14 protein-coding genes are annotated in these 20,967 nt (G+C 49.1%); all 14 read right to left on the minus strand.

Annotated elements, in window-relative coordinates; translation table 11 throughout:
• Window positions 1-14: 14 nt before the first annotated feature.
• Window positions 15-986, minus strand: a complete 972-nt coding sequence (locus tag AC1VYS_RS20075) for a PhoH family protein (RefSeq protein WP_441929411.1) — start codon at window positions 984-986, stop codon at window positions 15-17.
• Window positions 987-992: 6 nt separating this feature from the next.
• Window positions 993-2,186 (minus strand): sporulation protein YqfD, encoded by a 1,194-nt coding sequence (gene yqfD / locus AC1VYS_RS20080; protein ID WP_482911160.1) that lies wholly within the window; start codon window positions 2,184-2,186, stop codon window positions 993-995.
• Window positions 2,183-2,476 (minus strand): sporulation protein YqfC, encoded by a 294-nt coding sequence (gene yqfC, locus AC1VYS_RS20085; protein WP_441929409.1) that lies wholly within the window; start codon window positions 2,474-2,476, stop codon window positions 2,183-2,185. The genes yqfD and yqfC overlap by 4 nt, the downstream gene beginning before the upstream one ends.
• A gap of 189 nt (window positions 2,477-2,665) precedes the next feature.
• On the minus strand, window positions 2,666-3,277 hold the full coding sequence (locus AC1VYS_RS20090) for a hypothetical protein (RefSeq protein ID WP_482911161.1): 612 nt from the start codon (window positions 3,275-3,277) through the stop codon (window positions 2,666-2,668).
• A gap of 13 nt (window positions 3,278-3,290) precedes the next feature.
• Entirely contained in the window at window positions 3,291-4,298 is a 1,008-nt protein-coding gene (gene floA, locus AC1VYS_RS20095; RefSeq protein ID WP_123062573.1) for a flotillin-like protein FloA, read from the minus strand.
• Window positions 4,299-4,460: 162 nt separating this feature from the next.
• Window positions 4,461-5,783 (minus strand): NfeD family protein, encoded by a 1,323-nt coding sequence (locus tag AC1VYS_RS20100; RefSeq protein ID WP_482915073.1) that lies wholly within the window; start codon window positions 5,781-5,783, stop codon window positions 4,461-4,463.
• A gap of 410 nt (window positions 5,784-6,193) precedes the next feature.
• A complete protein-coding gene (locus tag AC1VYS_RS20105) occupies window positions 6,194-6,637 on the minus strand; it encodes a GatB/YqeY domain-containing protein (protein WP_090914751.1) in 444 nt (147 codons plus the stop codon).
• A gap of 15 nt (window positions 6,638-6,652) precedes the next feature.
• On the minus strand, window positions 6,653-6,826 hold the full coding sequence (rpsU, locus tag AC1VYS_RS20110) for a 30S ribosomal protein S21 (RefSeq protein ID WP_005547957.1): 174 nt from the start codon (window positions 6,824-6,826) through the stop codon (window positions 6,653-6,655).
• Between the two features lie 180 nt (window positions 6,827-7,006).
• A complete protein-coding gene (locus tag AC1VYS_RS20115) occupies window positions 7,007-7,366 on the minus strand; it encodes a histidine triad nucleotide-binding protein (RefSeq protein WP_482911162.1) in 360 nt (119 codons plus the stop codon).
• Window positions 7,367-7,686: 320 nt separating this feature from the next.
• Window positions 7,687-8,070, minus strand: coding sequence for a hypothetical protein (locus AC1VYS_RS20120; protein WP_482911163.1), 384 nt, complete (start codon window positions 8,068-8,070; stop codon window positions 7,687-7,689).
• 285 nt (window positions 8,071-8,355) lie between these two features.
• Entirely contained in the window at window positions 8,356-11,775 is a 3,420-nt protein-coding gene (locus AC1VYS_RS20125; protein WP_482911164.1) for an AAA family ATPase, read from the minus strand.
• The gene (locus AC1VYS_RS20130; RefSeq protein ID WP_482911165.1) at window positions 11,772-12,956 is read right to left on the minus strand and encodes an exonuclease SbcCD subunit D; all 1,185 of its coding nucleotides are present in this window, start codon (window positions 12,954-12,956) and stop codon (window positions 11,772-11,774) included. Before AC1VYS_RS20130 ends, AC1VYS_RS20125 begins: the two co-directional genes overlap by 4 nt.
• Window positions 12,957-13,031: 75 nt before the next feature.
• Entirely contained in the window at window positions 13,032-17,264 is a 4,233-nt protein-coding gene (gene addA, locus AC1VYS_RS20135; protein ID WP_482911166.1) for a helicase-exonuclease AddAB subunit AddA, read from the minus strand.
• Complete coding sequence (gene addB, locus AC1VYS_RS20140) at window positions 17,261-20,764, minus strand: helicase-exonuclease AddAB subunit AddB (RefSeq protein ID WP_482911167.1); 3,504 nt, start codon at window positions 20,762-20,764, stop codon at window positions 17,261-17,263. Before addB ends, addA begins: the two co-directional genes overlap by 4 nt.
• Between the last annotated feature and the right edge of the window lie 203 nt (window positions 20,765-20,967).

The following is a 20,967-nucleotide window of genomic DNA, read 5'->3' on the forward strand; positions in this document are numbered from 1 at the left end:
TAGACAATCCCTTTCTATGCTTGATTTTCTGCGGCGTGGTTGTAAGCCACAATGATTTTCTGGACAAGGGAGTGACGTACAACATCCTGTTCAGCAAAATGTACAAACCCAATCTCCTGAACTTCACTCAGGATCGCACTCGCTTCTACAAGTCCTGATTTTTTGCCACGTGGTAAATCAATCTGCGTCACATCTCCGGTAATGACCATTTTGGAGCCAAAACCAAGACGAGTCAAAAACATTTTCATCTGTTCAGGTGTTGTGTTCTGAGCCTCATCCAGGATGATAAAAGAATCATCCAACGTACGCCCACGCATATAGGCCAAGGGAGCGATTTCAATTAATCCGCGTTCAAGTGCCTTCGCCGTTTGTTCCTGCCCCATAACGTCATACAGAGCGTCATACAGTGGTCTCAGGTAAGGGTCTACCTTCTCCTGCAAGTCACCCGGCAGAAAACCCAGACTTTCTCCTGCTTCAACTGCAGGTCGTGTAAGCACGATCCGTTTGACACTGCCTTCTTTGATTGCGGCAACAGCCAACACTACAGCCAAATAGGTTTTACCCGTTCCGGCAGGTCCAATTCCGAAAACAATATCCCTCTTTTTAATCGTAGTTACGTAATGTTTCTGTCCAATCGTTTTCACACGAATCGGTTTACCACGGTATGTGGTCGTAATTTCGCCTTTGAACAGATCGAGAAGCTGATCTGCACGCATATCTTTGGCAAGCTCTATCGCATACATGACATCTCTTTCGGTTAAAACATATCCATTGCGTATCAACTGCAATAAAACATCAAATAGTTGTTCAAGTGATTCCACCTGCTGCACAGTACCAAAGATATTAATCTCTGCTTCGCGTGAAGCGATCTGGGCAGGAATTTCGGATTCAATCAGTTTCAGAAAAATATCTTGGGGGCCAAAGAGAGATTGCCCCTCTCCCGCACTTTGGAGCGAGATTTGTATGCTGCGTGTTTGATCTGACAAATATCCTCATTCTCCTTGACTATGGACTAACGGAAGTTCTTCCGCGATGCTTTCTTCCACTTCAAATAATACTTTCATATAAACTTTACCATTCTCTTTCTTCTCATGCAAAATTTTTTCACTTAAAATTTTCGTGCCTTTACCGTTTTTGGCTAAAATATCATTTCGCGCCCCTTCCAACCCTTTCGTTTTGGCCCACGCTACACTCTGCTCTTCTTGATGGAAATTCGTTTCCATATCCTTCTCTGTCATCCATCCCATAGGCAAGGTGAATGAACGCCAGGTCAGAGGTTTATGGTAAGTTTCCGTATCATATGAACTATAGGGTGTATTCCCATATCCCCATAGTTGAATTGCCCAATCCCCAAGCACCACGTAAAAACGCTCTTTGCTCTCTCCCGTCATCGTTTGGTGTTTCTGAATGAGAGGAACCTGTATATTGTATTCTCGCCATACCATTCCCCGGACTTCTCCTTTGGCAACAATCGTTTTGGTATTTTCCTCATCACCGAGAATGCCTGAAATCAACACTTGTCCTTTCTTAACACGCATGTCCTTCTGTACCACGGGCCGTCCCTGTTCGGCATAAATATGGGTGATAACCGCATCCGATTTACTGATCAGATGTCTTGGGCTCAGCAACGGTTCACGCTTAGGTTGCGCCGATTCGACAACCTGAATCGTAACCCTTGTTCCCTCTTTGGTTACGCCAATCCAGGTCACATCTGGCAGCGCGAGCGCCAGATGTCTGGAAAGCTTGTCCTGACTTTTCATTCGAAAACTCCATTGAAAAGGATAAAGACCTTCCTTTTTGGCCGCAGCCAGTACCTCGTCAGTCGGAATCGTTACGTTCCCCTTAACTTCCACGTCCCAAATCATGGACGATAGCGCAAATAGTGCTGCTACAAAAAATAGCATGCCCCCCACAAAAAACTTTCTGCGGAATAAACGCGCCAGAAAAAAAGGAAAACCGCTGCGGTGCATGATCTTCACTCTGCAGCCTGTCCTTTTTACTATGGGCCGCAGCCTGAAAAAATGCGGAAGCAAAATGCTCATCTCCGCCTCGCGTCCATCCTGCGCACGTAGATCCCATACACTAAGCCGTTGCTCGGTTATCGTATTGATTAATGTCTCTATATCTCCGCCTGTTACCTTGATCCGCAATGCTCCCCGCAATTTGTACAGACTGGGCTGCTTCATCCGTCTCCCTCCACTCCATTCATATGAATATCCAGAATCGTACCTTCTATAGCTACTTCATCCGGCAAAATGTTACGTATCACCAGAGCGCTGCCTTTGATCTCCAATTGGCCTTGTGACAGAGCCAGTACGATGCGATCCGGCGTGAAGTGGATCACACCGCGATGATTCTCTATATACAATTGCTTACTGCCGATCAGGGTTAACCGTGGCATATCATAAAGCACATCCTGCGGCAGATCCAGCACCTCACTAGTCCATCTGCGCAGCTTGCGGCTGATCCGGGTCATTCGAAGGTCTTCCCCCTTCCTCTACAGTTCAACTTATGCGCAAATTCAGGAAATTATGAAGAATTGGTGAGCGGTTACGTACATATTTTGCTAAAAATACAGGCATACGAAAAAAGCCTTCTCTGGAGGCAGTATGCACACCAGAAAAGGCTTCGTTCCGTGTTCAATATTTGAATGAATTACCGCCGTCTACAGCTTGCCTCTTGTACCAAAAGGCTGCTTCGAACGTGGCGAACCAAGCACTTCTGCCCAGAGTACCCCTGTTCGGATATCTTCCGGACGAAGACGGGAAGGCCCTGAATTCGTTGAATCCGTATCTTCAAAGCTAGAATTCGACACCGATGGAGAACTTGCTGAAGAAATACGATTCAGTCTATCTTGTATCATGCGTTGCTGTTCTTCCATCAATCTCATCTGCTCATCGACCGAACTTTGCATGTTACCCAGAGATTGCTCACGTCTGAAATCATCTCCTGAACGAGAAGATGCTACAGTCTCTGGCTCTGAGTAAGGCTGATCATAACGTTCGTCGTAACGTTCATCATCATAGCGCTCGTCGTCATAACGCTCATTACGCTGCTGATCGTAACGTTGCTCATCCGTCCTCGATGACTGCTGCGGAGAGTCATTTCCTGAGCGACGATTCGCATCCTCGCCATTACCAAATGTCGGCATCCCGTTACCAGGACGCTTCTGATTCGGGTTTGCAGACTTCCCGAGCTTTCCAAGAACCGAAAAGAGGGCAAAAGCAATAACCGCTACTACATACAGATTGTTAAATATCCATTCGAATAGGCTCATATGCACTCACCGCCTATCTTCCGTTTTTGGAATCACCTTGATCGCTGGAATTCGAACCTTCAGCAGGTTTTCCCAAAGTATTACGCATCTGAGTATCCGCTTCAATGTTTTTCAGGTTCATATAATCCATCACGCCAATTTTTCCGCTACGAAGCGCTTCTGACATGGCCAGTGGGACTTGGGACTCGGACTCAACGACTCGCGCTCTCATCTCAACAACGCGCGCTTTCATCTCTTGCTCTTGAGCTACGGCCATCGCACGGCGCTCTTCCGCTTTTGCCTGTGCAATACGTTTATCTGCTTCAGCCTGCTCGGTTTGCAAGAAGGCACCAATGTTTTTACCAACATCTACGTCCGCGATATCGATAGACAGGATCTCAAACGCAGTACCTGCATCCAAACCTTTAGATAATACAGTTCGAGAGATCAAATCTGGATTTTCCAAGACATCTTTGTGAGAGTTCGAAGAACCGTTCGTACTTACAATCCCTTCGCCGACACGGGCAATAATTGTTTCTTCACCAGCACCACCGACGAGGCGATCAATGTTGGCACGAACCGTAACTCGTGCTCTAACTTTAACTTCGATACCATCTTTGGCAACCGCGGATACGATAGGCGTTTCAATAACACGCGGGTTTACACTCATTTGCACGGCTTGCAATACGTCACGACCTGCAAGGTCAATAGCCGCAGCACGTTCGAATTCGAGTGGAATGTTTGCACGTTGAGCAGCAATAAGCGCATTAACAACACGGTCAACGTTACCACCAGCAAGGAAGTGACTTTCCAGTTGATTAATATTCAAGCCAAGGCCCGCTTTTGTTGCTTTGATCAACGGGTTAACGATTCGGCTTGGTGTTACACGTCTCAATCTCATCGCCACGAGTGTAATGATACCTACACGCACGCCGGATGCAATAGCCGAGATCCAGAGCATAACCGGGAAAAAGCTGAAAAATACGCTCAGGACGATAATAGCTAGCACCGCGATGAGCAAAATCGTAATCATTGGATCCATAGATTAAATTCCTCCGTTTGCAATATGTTTTTTGTAAAATAGAGCATCAGAACTGACGCTAATGAATCCGCTGCTGAAACATGAATCCACCATATTGCCCGCAGCCTGGCAACAGGTTATGTACATTGCCGAAGCGTTATCATCGCTTCGGCAACCACAGGGTTACACCGGCAAAGCCTGTTGTACAACAATCCTTGTACCTTCTGCTTTGATCACAATAATCGGCGTATCAATTGGAATAAATCCGCCATCTGTGACCACATCGATGCGCTCACCATCAAACATCGCCGTTCCTGATGGACGAAGCGGTGTAAGACTGATGCCCTGCAAGCCAATCAACTCTTTACGCTCTGTAGCAGAAGAATATCCACGATCAGCCGATAACTTGTCGCTTAATATGAATCGATTCCATATTCCTCGATCCTTGAATACCACAGCGATGATCGCGATAACAACCAGTGCAGCTCCAAAAGCAATACCTAGGGACACAAACGCATCACTCGTGTCATAAGCCGCTCTGACAACCCCGGCTACCAGCGCAATGGATCCCAAAATACCTAGAATACCAAAGCTCGGAATAAACATCTCCAGAATCATCATGACAAGCCCGACCGTAAATAATACCCATGTCTCCGCCCCGGCAAACCCCGCAATGTAGTTTCCGGAGAAATAAAGCACAAAACATACAATCCCGACGATTCCCGGAACGCCAAATCCAGGCACAATCAGTTCAATGATGACACCGGCAATACCAATAAACAACAACACCGTCATCACAATCGGATTGGTCAAAAATGTCGAAATGTTCTCTGCAGCAGTGCGCTCCAATTTGAACACATGTTCTTGACTGTAACCAAGCCATGTTGCTGCTTCCTCAGGTGTGTTGCTGATATGGTCGGCATAACCCACTTTCAGCGCGTCCTCTGCGGAGAGAGCAATAATTTCACCTTTTTGTTTGGTTTTATTGATCTCTGGCATTTCTACCACCATATTGACGTCGGCCATACCTGCCGCAATATCACCATCCCGGCCGCTCTTTTGGGCAGCACCCTCCATTTTACTCGTCCAGTATGCAACCAGCTTGGGATCGTCAACATGTTTGCCTGTGCTGTCTACCATGGCCGCAGCACCAATCATGCTGCCTGGTGACATTACGATCTTATCTGCATTCAGCGCAAGAAAACTTCCTGCCGATGCAGCATCACCACGAACAAAAGCCAACGTTTCGATAGGGCTGTCTTTAATCATCGTGCCTAGCGCATCTGCAGTATCCACACGGCCTCCCGGCGTATTGATATCAAGAATGATCAAGCCGGCATTCATCTTCTCTGCTTCCTTGAATCCGCGCTCCATGAATTTGCCTAATCCCTGCTCGATTGGTTTATCCACCGGAATAATATATACGGCGCCGCTTTTCTCAGCTGCATGCGCTGACGGTATTCCAATCCAGGCAGGAAGTAAAAGCGTCAGCAGCATCAAGAGCATCAGTGACCCCGTAAGCCTCTTCCGGCGCTTTCCCTTCACATTAGTCCCCCCTTTTCCAATAATGTTATACTGTCCAGCTTATGGTATTTATTACGTACAATGCAACATTACGTTTCAAAAACTTAAAATTATATTTGAATATTCGCTCAAATGCAAGAAATAATACCCACAAACATGTTTTATAACCATTATTTATAAAAATTCATGTATTTACTGTGAAAGGAGAGCGAGGACCATGTTGCTTCCTTCATCGTAATACCAAGTGTCTATACATCATCGTAGGCCGTTTGTTTACATACAATGTTCTCGAAAGGTTTTGCATGATAATCAAAAGATAAGGATGAAAGACGATTAATATAACAATAAAAAAACACCCCCTGACAAGTCAGGGGGTGTTTATTGAATTTGCTTTATTGCAGAAATTGTTGAACTGCTTGATTAACCAGTTTGCCGTCCGCTTTGCCTTTGACTTTCGGCATAAGGGCCGCCATCACTTTCCCCATCTCGGCTTTCGAAGAAGCACCGGTTTCCTGGATGGTCTGCTGTACAATAACTTTAATTTCTTCTTCGGTAAGCTGTGCAGGAAGATACTGGATAAGTATTTCAATTTCCGCTTCGGCATTTGCCGCGAGTTCTTCGCGACCTGCTTTGCCAAATTCTTGGAGGGCATCTTTGCGCTGTTTGATTTCACGACTCAGGATATCAAGCACTTCGTTGTCATCCAAATCTCTTTTCAAATCTATTTCAAGATTCTTGATCGTCGAACGAATCAACCGAATGGTGGAGAGTCTGAACTTGTCCTTACTCTTCATCGCTTGCTTCATATCTTCGTTCAATCGTTCGCTAAGATTCATGTAGTTAAAATCCTCCTAAAACTTTCTCTTACGAGCAGCCTCGGACTTTTTCTTGCGCTTTACGCTTGGCTTCTCATAATGCTTACGTTTCTTCACCTCAGCCAAGACGCCATCTTTAGCGATGGAACGTTTAAAACGGCGAAGTGCAGCATCAATAGTCTCGTTTTTGCGAACTTTAGTTTCAGACACCAGTTTTCCCTCCCTCCGACCAGACCGTCCAAGAGCAATAACACGGTTCATCATCTTCCATTATAGGCGAAAGGCAATAAAAGTGTCAACCTTAACGTGATCCCTTAATATTAGCTGAGTTACAGTTTTTTTTCAAGTGCAAAAACAATTCCACAACTTGAGTAACATTAACCTACGCTCTTATTTGTGTGAATCAGACAAACTTGTTAACGCACCCAGCCGGGTTCCGCCCAGCACATGGTAATGCAAATGGTGCACGGTTTGTTCGCCGTCTCTACCACAGTTGTTAATCAATCGATATCCCGTTTCCTGCACACCAAGCCGCTTGGCTGCCTCTTGTGCAGCTGCATGAATCTCTCCAATCAAGGGCAGATCTTCTGTCGTTACATCATTCATGGAAGCGATATGCTTCTTTGGCACAACCAACACATGTGTTGGTGCCGCAGGCTGAATGTCATGAAAAACGATCACATGGTCGTTCTCCAGTACTTTGTTGGAGGGAATGGTGCCCTCTACAATTTTGCAAAATAAGCAATCCATCGTACAATCCCTCCTTCCTTCGACTCAAATTATGTATACCCTTATATCATACTAAAAGTAAATTCGCACGTCCAATACTGCGGGGACAAGTTTTATTTCACATGATCCATTGAAAAAACATGTATTAACATTAACACTTGCGTAGAAAGGTAGCTATGGATTCCATAAGAGTTACACGAGATGGTCTCCTTATGCATTTAATCTTTAGTTGTCAAAAAAAGCCACACCCGGAGGCACAATATACATTGCCTGGGTCTGACTCTAATTGGATTTGTTGTCGTTCATCCCACTAATTCGAATGAATGTGACTTAGACTTTTTTTAATAATAAGGCAGTAAGGTTAATGCAGTCAGAGCAAACAAAGGCAGAACCAGCCTGTTAAATCTTCTGCGACCATATCCATAATAAGGATAAGGAGCAGGGTAGCCGTAACCAGGATAAAATCCACGAGCCGTGTTCGCTGGATATTGAGTTACAGGCATCATATTCGGAGCTGCATTTGCATGGCCTGCCATAACTTCATTCCCAACCGGAACAGCCAAATAAATCATTTCATCATCCACATTCTCCACAATGCCATCATAATAGGAACCATCATTCATCTGAATACATACATAACGATGGATATGATCCTTACAGAGTTTCTTTGCCGCTACTTTATCCACGCCAATCGCCTCCCATTTCAGCTCTTCTTCACCCTTCATCGTATTCAGATCTGGGCGAATTGACACTGTATTGAAGAGGTTTAGATAAAAGGATACAAAAAAGGAGCCCCTCGCGAGCGGTCTTCGGTAGAAGTCCGGCTACACGGACATCTATACAGGAAGCTTCCTGAACAGATGTCCGGGCGGGGGGCTCAAAAATGTTTGTCGGCTTGACTGTAGTATAACAGCCTGATGAACCTGTATCTGTGATGAAATTCACTCGTTGTCTCATCTATCAAAAAAAAGAAATATTTTTACAAATTGATCATTGCTACAAATTCAGGGCTACAAACTTTCCAACACAACCCTGGATCCTGCACCAGCATCACCTGCTGGAATCACAACCAGTTTGCGCGGCAAACGCGCGCGCAGTTCGGGAACGTGACTGATGATACCTACGGCCAAGCGATCGTCATGCAGTTTTTCTAACGATGTGATGACCGTATCCAGCAATTCCGGATCCAGTGTGCCGAACCCTTCATCCAAGAAGAAAAATTGCAGCGGATATTGGCCGCGCAACTGAATCTGGGCGGATAACGCCAAAGCCAGTGACAATGAGGTCAGGAATGTCTCTCCCCCGGAAAGGGTAGATACTGGACGTTTCACGCCACCGTTAGCATCATCACAAATCACAAAGCCGCCGCCCGAATCCACTTCCAGAGAATATCTCTGTTTAGTTAGGAAACGCAAACGCTGAGAAGCCGCATGACTTACTTGCATTAGCTGCTCCTCGGCGATATATTCGACAAATGCGTTCCCCCTGAATGCAGCCTGCAGCTTGCTCAGCAACTCGCCTTGATGGCTAATCTCCAATCGTTTCGTCTCCAGCTCCGTCCAGCGAACATGGCGTTTCTGCACATCCTCCAGATCCCGCTCGGCACGTGCTTTCGCTTGCAGCGCTGTCTCATCCTCAGATCTGGCGTGTTTTAAACGTTCTGTGCAATCGATCCACTGCTCTTCCGTAACAACAGCGCCGTTCAGTTTCTGCTCCAGCTCACGCAACTGAGAAGCAAGTTCGCGCTCACGTTCACGATGATGCTGAATTTCGTTCTTCAACCGTTCCGCGTCCTCGGCAACCATTGCCGCCTGTGTAACGGCGGATTCTGTTTCGAACGCGGATTGCTCCAAGAGCTGCCGCCAGCGTTCCTGTGCCAGCTCCAAATGTTCCGAAGCCGAGACGGCAGCTTGCTGTGTCATCACATCTCGCTTCACCGACTCCTGTTTCTGCGCATCCGCTTGCTTGAAGCGCCCAGCAGCTTCCTCCGCAGCCTTGCGCAGTTCGTCCAGGCGAGCCTGTGCCTTGCGAATCAGATCTTCAACACGCTGTTCGCCAACCCACTGGCGCAGTCGTTCTTCTTTCTCGGCAAGCTGCTTGCTGCCTCCTTGCCATTCGGTCTGCCACTGGATCAGCTGCTTGTCCAATTCCACCAGCTTCTGCTGCAATGACTGGACAAGCTGCTCCTTCTCCTCAAGGAACGTCACGCTTTTGGCCAGACGTTCCTTGATGTCTTCAGCGCGTGCATCGCGCTCCTGCATCGCTTGATAGAGGCCGGCGGCCTCCTCCTGCGCGATGTCAGGCAGCTCTGCGGCCCAGCGGCTCTGCAATGCGGCCGCAGCGGCTTCGCTCTCGGCCAACTTGCGCTCCGCCTGGGCGAGCCCGGCACGGCCGGCCTCTTGCGCAGCTGCCGCTTCCATGCGGCGCTGCTGCGCGTCCGCAGCCGCCTGCTGCAACGCGGCGGCTTCGCCCTGCAGTGGCGCTGCTGCGGCAGCCAGCGTCTGCGCGGCTTCGCGCAGCGCAGCGGCTCGCGCTGCCCAGCCCGCCATGGATCGCCCGCTATCGGGCGATAAGGCAGGCTCGGGCTCCGCTGCCGCAGGCGCGGCCTCGGCTGCGGCCGGGGCATCGCCGGCCGCGGCGCCAAGCTGCGTCAGCAGGCTGCGGCGTTCGTGCAGCTGCTGGCGCAGCCCGAAGCGCAGCTCCTGCAGCTCCGCGTGCAGGCTGCGCAGCAGTTCCAGGTCCGCATCGTCTGCGTGCGGACCTTCTCCCGGCTGCGCAGCCGGGAGCGGGTGGTGTGCGGAGCCGCACACCGGGCATGGCTCGCCATCGCGCAGCTCGGCGCGCAAGGCGGCGGACAGTCGGTGCATCTCCTGCTCACGCATCGTGCTGCGCAGCTGTTCCTCCGCCCGGGCCAGCAAGCGCTGTTCGCTTCCTATATCCTGCTCACAGGCAAGCAAGGCCTCAAGACCTGATGACGCCTGTTCCATCAATTGCTGGCGCTGTTCGGTCAGGCGTCTCTCTTCCGCAACCGCCGCTTCCAGCTTGGCGGCCCCTTGTTCTGCAGACTGCTGATAGGTCTGCATATCCGCTTTATGTTGGTTCACTTGCTCAAACGCTGTATCCATCCGATGTTTCAGTTCAAGCGCTGCTTGCAGAAGTCTGCGTTCCTCGGACTTCACTTCGTTCGGCTTAAGACTCTCTTGCAATTCCTCACGCCGTTTGCGTCCTCGCAGCTGTAGTTCTCGCTCTTTATCGAGCTGTTGTCCCAGCGTTGTCTGTTCGGCTTGCCCTTTCTCCATCAGTTGTGCAAGCCTTGAACAATCCGTCTGTAAAACATCACGTTCCCGCTGCAACTCCTTGGCTTGCTCCAACTGATCCAGGCGCAGAAGTAATTTGGGCTCGTCTGTCGCCAGTTGCTGCCTGGCCTCTTCTGCCTTTCCAGCTTCCTGAACAGCCAAATGTTCGTGTTCCACTGCCTGCTTCCGGGCCGCCTCAGCTTCCATCTGGCGCTTCTTCGAGGTTGCAGATGCATCACGTACCGTCTGAAGCGCAGGCAGCATCGCTTCAGCTGCTGCCGATAACTTCAACCGTTCTTCGTCCATTTCAATCTGATTCGCCTTGGATTGCAGCAACTGCTGTTCTTCCATTCGTGTTTGCCGTTCCTGACTCAATTCACGAATTCGGCCCAAATGCTCCGCTTCCTTCACTGCTGAATCCAGCACTTTGCGCGATGCTTCCGCATGCAGAACTGCCGCCTGAAGTAAAACTTTCGTTTCTTCGAGCGTTTCTTTACTGGCATTGCCAAGTCCCTGCTGCTCTGCCGCAAGGGATTGATGTGCCATATCATTATCTTTGACCCGCCGACTTAATTTAATAGCAAGCTGATCTCCGTACTTCTCCAGATGAAAGAGACGTTGCAGCATCTGCCTCCGCTCGCTGCCTTTCAGTGAAAGGAATTCGGCAAATTTCCCTTGCGGTAAAACCACCGCCCTTGTGAAATCGTCCATTTTTAGACCAATCACATCTTCAACGCATCGATTGACTTCTGCCAGTTTGTCAGCAAGCACTTGATCTTCCCCATCAATCGTCTCAATAAACTTGCTGACCGTGTTGCTGACAGACACTTCATTGTTACGTTTAAAGCGCCGTTCTACCCGGAATCTACGAGTTGTCTCGGCCGAAGCCAGCTCGAAAGTAAAAGCAACCGAGAGCGAATCTTCGGCATGGTTCATAATGCCCTGCGTACCATTTACAGCACGTTCCACCTTACCATACATAGCAAGTGTGATTGCATCAAGCAAGGAAGACTTTCCGCTACCCGTAGGCCCAAAAATACCAAACAAGCCCGTCTCGGTCAGCACCGTAAAATCAATTTCCTGCATCTCGCGATAACTTTGCAATCCGGCAACTTTCAGCAAAATCGGTCTCATCTGTTTTCGACCTCCTCACGCGCACCTGGCTCGTCTTCATCCACAAGCTCCAGGAACAGCTGTACAAGGCTGTCTTCCGGCTGTGCTCCACCGGTTTGACGTTGATAAAACTTACGAAAAAGTTCATGTACAGGCAACTCTGAGCGCTGTTCTATTAGCCCAGCTGCCTCCATCTCGGGATATACAGGACGAATATGAATAATGCCTTCATGAGCTTTGCGCAACTGCTGAATTTCCTTGAGAGACATGGCATCCTCCAGCCAGACCTCCATATCGATGTATGCCTGAGAATCACGTCCCTCATCCAGCCAGCGGTACACTTCAGCCAGACCACCTCTCGCTTTCCAGCGAACGAGTGGATTACCTGAGGTAAGCAGCACCTCTTCCGCTTGTGCAGTTCCGCCCGGCGTGAGATCCACCATTGTTATCGATTTACTTTGTCCTGCTTCCGAGAAGCTGTACGCCAGCGGAGAACCACTATACCGAATCACACCGTCTCCTTTGACGGCTTGTGCTCGATGCAGATGCCCCAGAGCAGTGTATTGTGCCCCTGTCGCCAAAGCGGAAGGATCTACCGTGTAAGCTCCCCCCACCTGTATAGGCCGTTCAGAATCACTCTCTAACCCGCCTAATACATAAATATGACTCATGGCGAGATTCACAGTATCCGGACGAAAGGAAGCCGCCAAACGCTGCATTAACATACCCACTCTGCGGCTGTATGCTTGACGAAGCACATTCTCGTCTCCATCTGTCGTCAACAGTTCATTCAATCTCGCTTCTGACGGGTACGGCAAAGCGGCGATGTGTGCTGTCTCTCCGGTTCGTCTTGTATGAATGGTAACGGCTTCAGACACCGGTGTTCCCACAAGCGTAATCCCCTGCCTGTTCACGAGCGGTGTTACGGATGCCACCCTTTCAGGTTGATCATGATTGCCCGCAATAACAACGAGTGGTCTGCCATGCTCGGTCAAACGTGCTGCCGCCTCATAAAAAAGTTGTTCTGCCGAGGCTGGTGGATTAACAGAATCGTAGACATCTCCAGCCATCAATATAGCATCGGCCTTTTGATCATCGGCGAGTTTGACGAGTTCATCGACAAAGTCCTCCTGTTCACGTAGCCGGCTTCGTCCCTCCAGCGTTTTTCCCAGATGCCAGTCCCCCGTATGCAAGATACGCATCGTCCGTTCCACCTCTCTTTCCTAACTCATCTATCGTTTCTTCTATCATTTCTTCTATTTGTTTCTTCTATCATTTTATAATTTAACCGCATGACCACCATCAAAAAAGTAGAGCCACGTGTGATCAACTTTCCGACTCAATATATCCTCAATCGCCCGTCCGTACAATTCTAGTTGAAAACGATAGTTTTCAACCAGCGGCTCCAGTCCCCCGCGATGTTCCAGCACCCTGTCCGTCTTGTAATCCAGCAAAACAAGTTCACCATCGACCTCATAGAGACAGTCAATGATTCCCCTTACGAGCACCGTTTCGTTATCGAGAACAGCCTGCACTTTACTATTTTCACCAAATACCTCCTGCTCTTCGTTCTGATGCAAACCATGAACCCACTCTGCAGGAGACTGATGTGCAGGAAGGCCATAAGTAAATGGAATTTCCCTTCGGATCCATGCCGCACGAAGCATCTCGGTTCCTGGCTGCGTATCAAAAAAGGCAGTCAGTTCACTTTGTTCAATTGCTTCCGCCTGATATGGAAGCAAAATTTGAAGTGCCAGCAGACGGGAAATGGTCTGATCAACAATAGATGCATCAATAACAGATCCATCTATAGGAAGGTGCTGCATCAACGTATGGTATACGGTTCCCCGTTCTGTTCCCGTCAGTTGTCTCTCGCCCATGAATTTGGGACGGCGCAAATGTAATTTGAATGAAGATTGCCCTGCTTGAGTTTCCTGAAGAATTTCGGCTTGCTCCCGCAACTCTTCCATCACGGGGTACGAAACATCTTCTTGCATGGAAAACATACTCTTAATCTCGGTCACCGAAGTGCTCGCCGCCACCTGTGAAGCTGATTCATATGGATACGTCCAGGAAAGGCGTTCATCTATCTCTGAAAGAGCATTATCTGACATTCCCTCTGACTGCTCAATTACTGCTGCCGATGAATTCAAACGAACCGGCTGCATATTTTGCAGAGCTGTGACACGTTCTGTTCGTAATTCGGTTAACCCATCTTCATCGTTCTGTTGAATATCTAAGTTCTGTTCACGAGACACCCGATCTGCAGCAACCACAGATATGTTCCAGCGTGATTCATCACTTGTCAGACAAGCCGCATAAGTATCACGATCACCTGCAAGCTCACGCAGCACCCCAGCATCCCGGTGTCTGATCAGTGCAGGTCCGATCCAGTCCAGATAATTTCGCCCAGCAGCAAGTAAATAATCTGGCAGCGCCAGCTCTGGACTGTCTTTAACCTGTGACCAGGCCTGTGCCTTTTTGACGGCATCCTTCACGGTACCTACCAGAACCATTTTTTCTTTTGGCCGGGTTAAGGCGACATACAGCACCCGCATCTCTTCCGCCAGCAGTTCAAACTGAGCTCGCCGACGTATAGCCAGATTGGCTAACGTAGGATAAGCCACCCGGTTGTCACGATCCACAAATCTCGGGCCAAAGCCAAGTTCCTTGTGCATCAGAAACGGTGCATGCAGATCTTGCTGATTAAACAGTTTGGAGATGCCGCCGACAAACACAATCGGGAACTCCAGACCTTTACTCCGATGGATGGTCATAATCCGTACCGCATTGTCCTGTTCTCCTGAACCACTGGCTGCCGTTCCGAGGTCACCGCCGTTTTCCCGCAATCTGGATACATAGGTCAGGAAACGAAACAATCCGCGGTTTGCAGTTGCTTCCTCGTATTGACGTGCCCGATCATACAGTGCCTTCAGATTACTTTGACGCTGCTGACCTCCAGGAAGCCCACCAACCCAGTCCAGATATCCAGTCTCCCTGTAAATGCGCCAGATCAACTCACTTAAACTGCCCTGTCTTGCCTCGAGTCTCCATTGTTCCAGTTGACGCATGAAATATATCAGTTTCTGTTGCAGATGCGGGTGAGCAAATTCTTTTTCACCCATAAAGCCCGCATCCTGTCCATGTGCTTCTGTTCGCACATGATCTACAGAATCAACTTCCATCTCGGCAGTAACGGCGGATTCGCGCTGAGCCTGTTCGATCTCTGACCAACCTTCTGGCCACTGCATCTGAACCAAACCGTCAACATTCGAATCTCTTCCCGACTGCGAACGCTGACCGAACGCATCCGGTTCATTCCTCCACTCTCCTGCCGCAGAAACAACGGCATCATAGAAGGACTGCCTTTTATCCCCCAAACGAATCTGAGCAAGCTCTTCTTCATTTAATCCAACCATGGGAGAACGAAGCACGGAGGCCAGAGGAATATCTTGTCTTGGATTATCCACGAGCTGCAGCAGAGATAACATCACTTCAACTTCTGTCGCTTGAAAATATCCCTTGCTCTGCTCCCCACCTGCAGGGATGCCCTGCTGCCGGAATTCCTCAATCATCAGCGGTGCCCACATCAGCGTCGAACGCAGCAAAATAACAATGTCTCCATAACGTGCCGGACGCATCGTTTGCAAAGCCTTGTCATACACGTTCAGTGCAGGTTTATCTGTATCTCCAACCATTTCTCGGATTCGCGTAGCGATGGCGCGTGCTTCCAGTTGAGCCGTTTCAAGTTCAGCACTCTCCAGTTCTGCCGCTGCGACTGCATCCACACTCTCTTCCGCACTTTCCGATAAATCCGTTCCGCTGCCTTGGCGATCAATTAACACAAGCTCAGGCGTGTACGCTTCACTCCCAAGTGTCTCTGACGGGAAGGAAGCACCGTAAGCCAGCTGAGCCCGTTCATCATAGGCGATCTCGGCCACCCCTTCGTTCATCAGCTGTCTGAATATAACGTTGACGGAATGCACCACTTCGGCACGGCTACGGAAATTTCGGGCAAGGTCGATTCGTTTTCCCGTTCCCGTCTCGATCCCCATTTTTGTACTGTGCTCTCCATACTGTCCATTGTCATCCGCAACCACATGAATACTCGGCGTGTAGTTACGATATTTGTTCATAAAAAGGCCTGGTTCAGCCAGTCTGAAACGGTAGATACTCTGTTTGACATCACCTACCATGAATCGGTTACCCGGATTTTCTCGGGAGATTAGCCTAACAATATCCTCTTGAACCGTATTGGTATCCTGATATTCATCCAGCAGCACTTCATCAAAACGTGCACGATATTCCATCGCCGCATCCGATGGCATCGAATGTTCAGGAGTGGAATCCTCATGCCGCAAAATGTGCAGACAATAATGCTCCAGATCGTTAAAATCAACTTGTCCACGTTCCTGCTTCGCCTGGAGATAACGTTCGCCAAAGGTGATGACAAGACGGGAAAGCTCCTGCATCAGCGGAGCAGCCTGTTCCAGCTCCTGCCAGAAGGAGAACGCACTCCTTCCAAAAAGTGAACCTTTCAGATCGGCAACAGCCTTTTTGGCCGTTTCCCGCAACTCCTTCACCTGCTCCTGCAGCCCTGGGTCGGTCTGATCTTTTTTACAAGGCTTCAATTTGCCAAATGCAGCTGGCTGGAATACCTCAGGCAACCTTTCCCAAGACATGACTTCAACAGAAGATAAAAGTTCTTCAACCATCGCCAAATCCTCTTGAAGTGTCTCCGCATAAGGAGCAGGACCTTCAGGTTGCAATGAAATCTGAATCCCTTGTCGCAGCACACCTGCCGCTCCGCTCAAAGCAAGAGCCGCATCACGTAAAATACTCTGTACCCAAGCAGATTGCCCCAACGAATCTACGCTTTGCACTTGAAAAGCATTCGCCATCTCCATCAGCCAGTGATCTGGCCAGGAGTGACTTCGTGAGAAATCGTACAAACGTTGTACCAGTCGATGCATCGCATCATCATTTCGCTCTCCGCTGAACCAGTCCACCAGTTCGCGGAATGTGCTGCCCTCATCTTCTTCGCCGTACTTTTCCTCAAACAGCTCCTCAAGTAATTCCTGACGAAGCATCTCAGCCTCATTTTCATTCAGAATACGGAACGCCGGGTTTAACGGAATCTGCTGATAATACCTCCGAATGACTTCCATACAGAAGGAGTGCAGCGTTGTAATGGAGGCTCGTCCGAGCAGTGACAATTGCCTGCGCAAATGCTCATCCTCCGGCTGCTCTTCAAGCGCGCGCTCCAGCGCTTCCCGAATGCGCTGTTTCATCTCGGCAGCCGCAGCTTTAGTAAACGTAGCTACAAGCAATCGATCCACGCTGAATCCTTGGGAAGGGTCTGCAATTTTGCGAATAATCCGCTCGACCAGCACCGCTGTTTTTCCTGACCCTGCAGCTGCGGCGACCAGAATATCTTCTCCATGTTCGGAAATAGCGCTCCACTGATCATCACTCCAGAAGCTGCCTTCCGGTTTAGGCATATGCATCATAACGTTTCTCCTTCCCTGCTGTGAGACAACATATCCCAAACTTGCTGTTTGGCCGGTTTGGACAGCAGTTTATAGCCGTTCCCCTCAATATTTTCATCAAACTGACAGACCGGTTTGAATGGACAGAAGGTACATGCAATCTCCTGCTGTATCCGATACGGCTCAATGGCTGTATCTCCATCCGTAATGCGAGTTCCGATCTCGCGGATATTGCCACGAACAGCAGCAAGTAGCGTATCCCACTGTTCTGGAGTCGCCACTGCGGCACTGCTGTAAAAGCTGCCATCTGCTTTTAATGCCACTGGAATAATCGCCGAATGTCCTTTATCAAGCGTGTTATCCATTTGAGCAACGGCATCACGGTCAGCGAGTAGCAGACCCTTCATTTTAAACCGTTTCAGAAGTTCCTGTCCTGCCTGTTCCGATGTCATCCCGTTTGCGGATTGTAACAGTGGATTATGCACATGGAAATAGAGGGTGCCTCCTGGCATCGCCGTTTCACCTAACCACTCCTCAGCAGCACTTAGCAACACTTCCAGATAGGTGAGCATTTGCAGCGATAGCCCATAATACACCTCATGAAGCTTGAGATCCGTCTGACTGGATTTGTAGTCAATTACTCGCAGCAACAGACCATTCTCTCCTTCAGCGACATCAACACGGTCAATCCGGCCGACAATCTCCAGCACACACCCATTTTCCAGTTCAAAACGCAACGGCGGCAGAGGTTTCCCCGGACCAAAGTCAAGTTCCAGCCCAATCGGTTCAAAGCTGCCGCGTCTGGACTGCTCACCCAGAATAACGGATGCTCGGCTGACGATATCTTTTAATTTTCGGAAAATATAACCATAACGCTTCGTGCTTAGTAAAATTTCTCCTTGGAGCTGCGGAGCAATCTGCTCCACTGTTTGCTCTGCTTCCTGACGGCATTGATCCGGTGTCAGGCTGCCCCAGCTCCGATTCTCCTCGCGCAGTCGCATGGCCAATTGACTCAGCGCAGCATGGAACAACTGACCGATATCCGGCGCTTGAAGACGATATAGTTGGCGTTCTCTAAGTTTCAGTCCGTGTGAAGCAAAATGAGAGAATGGACAAGCGACAAACCGCTCCATCCGTGAAACACTTGTCCGTACCTCCGTACCATAAAGCCTGCGGCTGGTTGATGTTTGCAGCCGCAGGGCACGGTTACGATAAAAGACAGAACCCAGTAGCCGCTCCAGCCCAGGACGGCTCTCTTCGCGCGTTACATGCCAATTGTAGACTGCCCACCATATTTCGGGGATGTCTTCTCCCCTGCGCCATCTGCGCAGCTGTCCAATCAGCATGGATAAGCTCTGTTCTGGATGAATCGCGTATGAGAGGTGTGCAGCTTCCGAATCCGAAACCGGTGGCTGAGCGAGCAAAGGCTGGTCCTGCAATCCAAACATTTTGCGTACGTGGCGCACTATTTCGGAAGGGAGTAATGATTTCCCCTCATCATCTGCAACCGGATAGCTGAGCCATAACTGCTTGCTGGCAGCTGTCAGAGCTGTATAAATCAGAAAGCGTTCATCCAGCATCAGTCTCGTTGCACCAGGTCCAAGACTCATGCCTCTCTCTGTCAGCAGCGACCTTTCCTGCTCGGTTAATACACCGTCGTCCTGAGGAATGGCTGGCAATTCTCCATCAACCGCCCCAAGAATAAATACATATTTAATATCACGCAGACGTGTGCGATCCATGGAACCAAACAGCACCTGATCAAGCGCTGGTGGAACAAGCCCGAGCTTGAGTTCAGTCAATCCCGTTTCCATCATGCCCGAAAATAAAGTGATATCCAGACGTTCATTGCCCATCATATCAACTATCTGATCCATCAGATCCAGCACAGCACCCCACATTTGCCGATGCTCTCTGGACCGCTCCGGATCCCCTTGTGCTTTGGCCTGAGCAGACATCTGATCCAGCTTGTGTGCGATGTCCGCATCCTCTAACAGGCCGAATAACGCCTCACACTGAGCAGCAGCCGTTTTGGCTTTTTTTATTCGCTTCTCAAACGTGCCCAGTGCTGAAGTGATCAAGGCTCTGCAACTTTCCATCAGCGATAACACCGCATCGCGCCCTCGGCTGCGTGAATCCTGCCCGTTGTCCTCCAGCGAGAGACTCGGCACATATTTCCACGGCTTGCCATCCGTCCAGCGATATCCATGGATACCACAGGCAAGCACATAATTCTCCAATTGATCCATATCTTCACGCGTGATGGAACCATCCAGCGGAAGCAGCAGATCCGTTTTGACACAGCGAAAAACATCTTCGTACCGCCAGTTGCGCCGAACGATATCCAGTGCGGAACGAATGAACTCAGCCAACGGATGATGCAGTTCACTCCGTCTTCGGTCCAGAAAGACCGGAACGTCATAATCTCTGAATAACGGCTCCGCAATATCAGCATAATTCTCTAATCCGCGAACTAACACCGCCATGTCCCGATATCTCGCTCCATCCTCCTGCGCCAGACGGCGCATTTCACGCAGTGCACCTTCCAGCTCTGCCCGGCGATTCTCCGCAGCCATCAAGCGTATACCCGAATCCTCGCCCTGACTTCTCCAGCGAATTCGCCGATCAAAACCAGCCTCCAGATGGGCAAGTCCAGGCCGCTCCTTAAATCTTGGCAACACTTCAGCATGCAGTATCGTTGTATCGCTGGACACACCCAAATGATCAGCCATGCCTTTAAGGCGCGCATAAGCACTCGCGGTTGGATAGAACAATTCCAGTTCTCCTGGCAGCATACCTTGCTCGTAAGCACCATCAAGCGTTAGGGAAATGGTTACAGACGAAGATTGCAACATCAATTGTCCAATAACACTTAGCTCTTGAGGAGTGAAACTGTGAAATCCATCAATCCACACTTCAGCTCCCTGTAACCATGCGCTTTCTGGCAAACGGCCCGTCAGTTCGTTCAGCGTATCCTCATCATCTATATATAAATCAGCCAATTCCTGCTCATAATCATGGTAGATCAGATTCAAATCATGCAGTTTGTCTTCCAAAATAGGTGAAGCCGATGCAATACTCCATTCTGCAAGTCCTTCTTCGAGTGCCGAAGCATGAACTTCATATCGTTTAAACTCACTGTATAAATTAGTCAATTCCCCAATAAACCCAAGCTGGCTGCCCGAAGCAGCAAACAGCCGTAATTCTTCTTTCCTACGCTGGATGACTTTATATAAGAGCATCTTCTTGCCTTCCGCTCCAATCGGAATACGAGCAGAACCTCCAGCCTCCTGCATAACGCGATAAGCAAGACGGCGAAATCCAAGTACTTCGGCACGCATCGTGCCTTTAATACCTCCAGAAGATACGAGCGCCTGCTCTGTGCGAAACGAACTCTGTTCCGGAACAAGCAGAATTAGCGGTTTTCCTTGAGGCTCCCGCCTAAGCAGGGATATGATTTCTCGGGTAATCAGTGTACTTTTACCACTGCCTGCCCGGCCAATGACAAAGCGTACGGACATGTGTCATCCTCCAAACTGCACGTACAAGATTTTAATTCCCAGTATACCATACCTGATCTGATTCGGAACATACGTTTGCCATGATCCACCTAATAAGACCATAATATTGGTATTAAAAAAGAAGAAGCAAAACTGATGTTGAAATAAGAATAATAGGTACTACCATTTTAAACAAAATAAATAGAATTACAAAAGCCGCCTGT

The sequence above is a fragment of the Paenibacillus sp. G34 genome (assembly GCF_056856875.1).

Bases quoted from the DNA above. Each gene is read 5' to 3' on its own strand.
- AC1VYS_RS20120 (WP_482911163.1), bottom strand. From the start codon at position 8,070: ATGAAGGGTGAAGAAGAGCTGAAATGGGAGGCGATTGGCGTGGATAAA.
- AC1VYS_RS20090 (WP_482911161.1), bottom strand. From the start codon at position 3,277: ATGAGCCTATTCGAATGGATATTTAACAATCTGTATGTAGTAGCGGTT.
- yqfD (WP_482911160.1), bottom strand. From the start codon at position 2,186: ATGAAGCAGCCCAGTCTGTACAAATTGCGGGGAGCATTGCGGATCAAG.
- addB (WP_482911167.1), bottom strand. From the start codon at position 20,764: ATGTCCGTACGCTTTGTCATTGGCCGGGCAGGCAGTGGTAAAAGTACA.
- AC1VYS_RS20100 (WP_482915073.1), bottom strand. From the start codon at position 5,783: ATGCTCTTGATGCTGCTGACGCTTTTACTTCCTGCCTGGATTGGAATA.
- addA (WP_482911166.1), bottom strand. From the start codon at position 17,264: ATGATGCATATGCCTAAACCGGAAGGCAGCTTCTGGAGTGATGATCAG.
- AC1VYS_RS20130 (WP_482911165.1), bottom strand. From the start codon at position 12,956: ATGCGTATCTTGCATACGGGGGACTGGCATCTGGGAAAAACGCTGGAG.
- yqfC (WP_441929409.1), bottom strand. From the start codon at position 2,476: ATGACCCGGATCAGCCGCAAGCTGCGCAGATGGACTAGTGAGGTGCTG.
- AC1VYS_RS20105 (WP_090914751.1), bottom strand. From the start codon at position 6,637: ATGAATCTTAGCGAACGATTGAACGAAGATATGAAGCAAGCGATGAAG.
- AC1VYS_RS20125 (WP_482911164.1), bottom strand. From the start codon at position 11,775: ATGAGACCGATTTTGCTGAAAGTTGCCGGATTGCAAAGTTATCGCGAG.
- AC1VYS_RS20115 (WP_482911162.1), bottom strand. From the start codon at position 7,366: ATGGATTGCTTATTTTGCAAAATTGTAGAGGGCACCATTCCCTCCAAC.
- floA (WP_123062573.1), bottom strand. From the start codon at position 4,298: ATGGATCCAATGATTACGATTTTGCTCATCGCGGTGCTAGCTATTATC.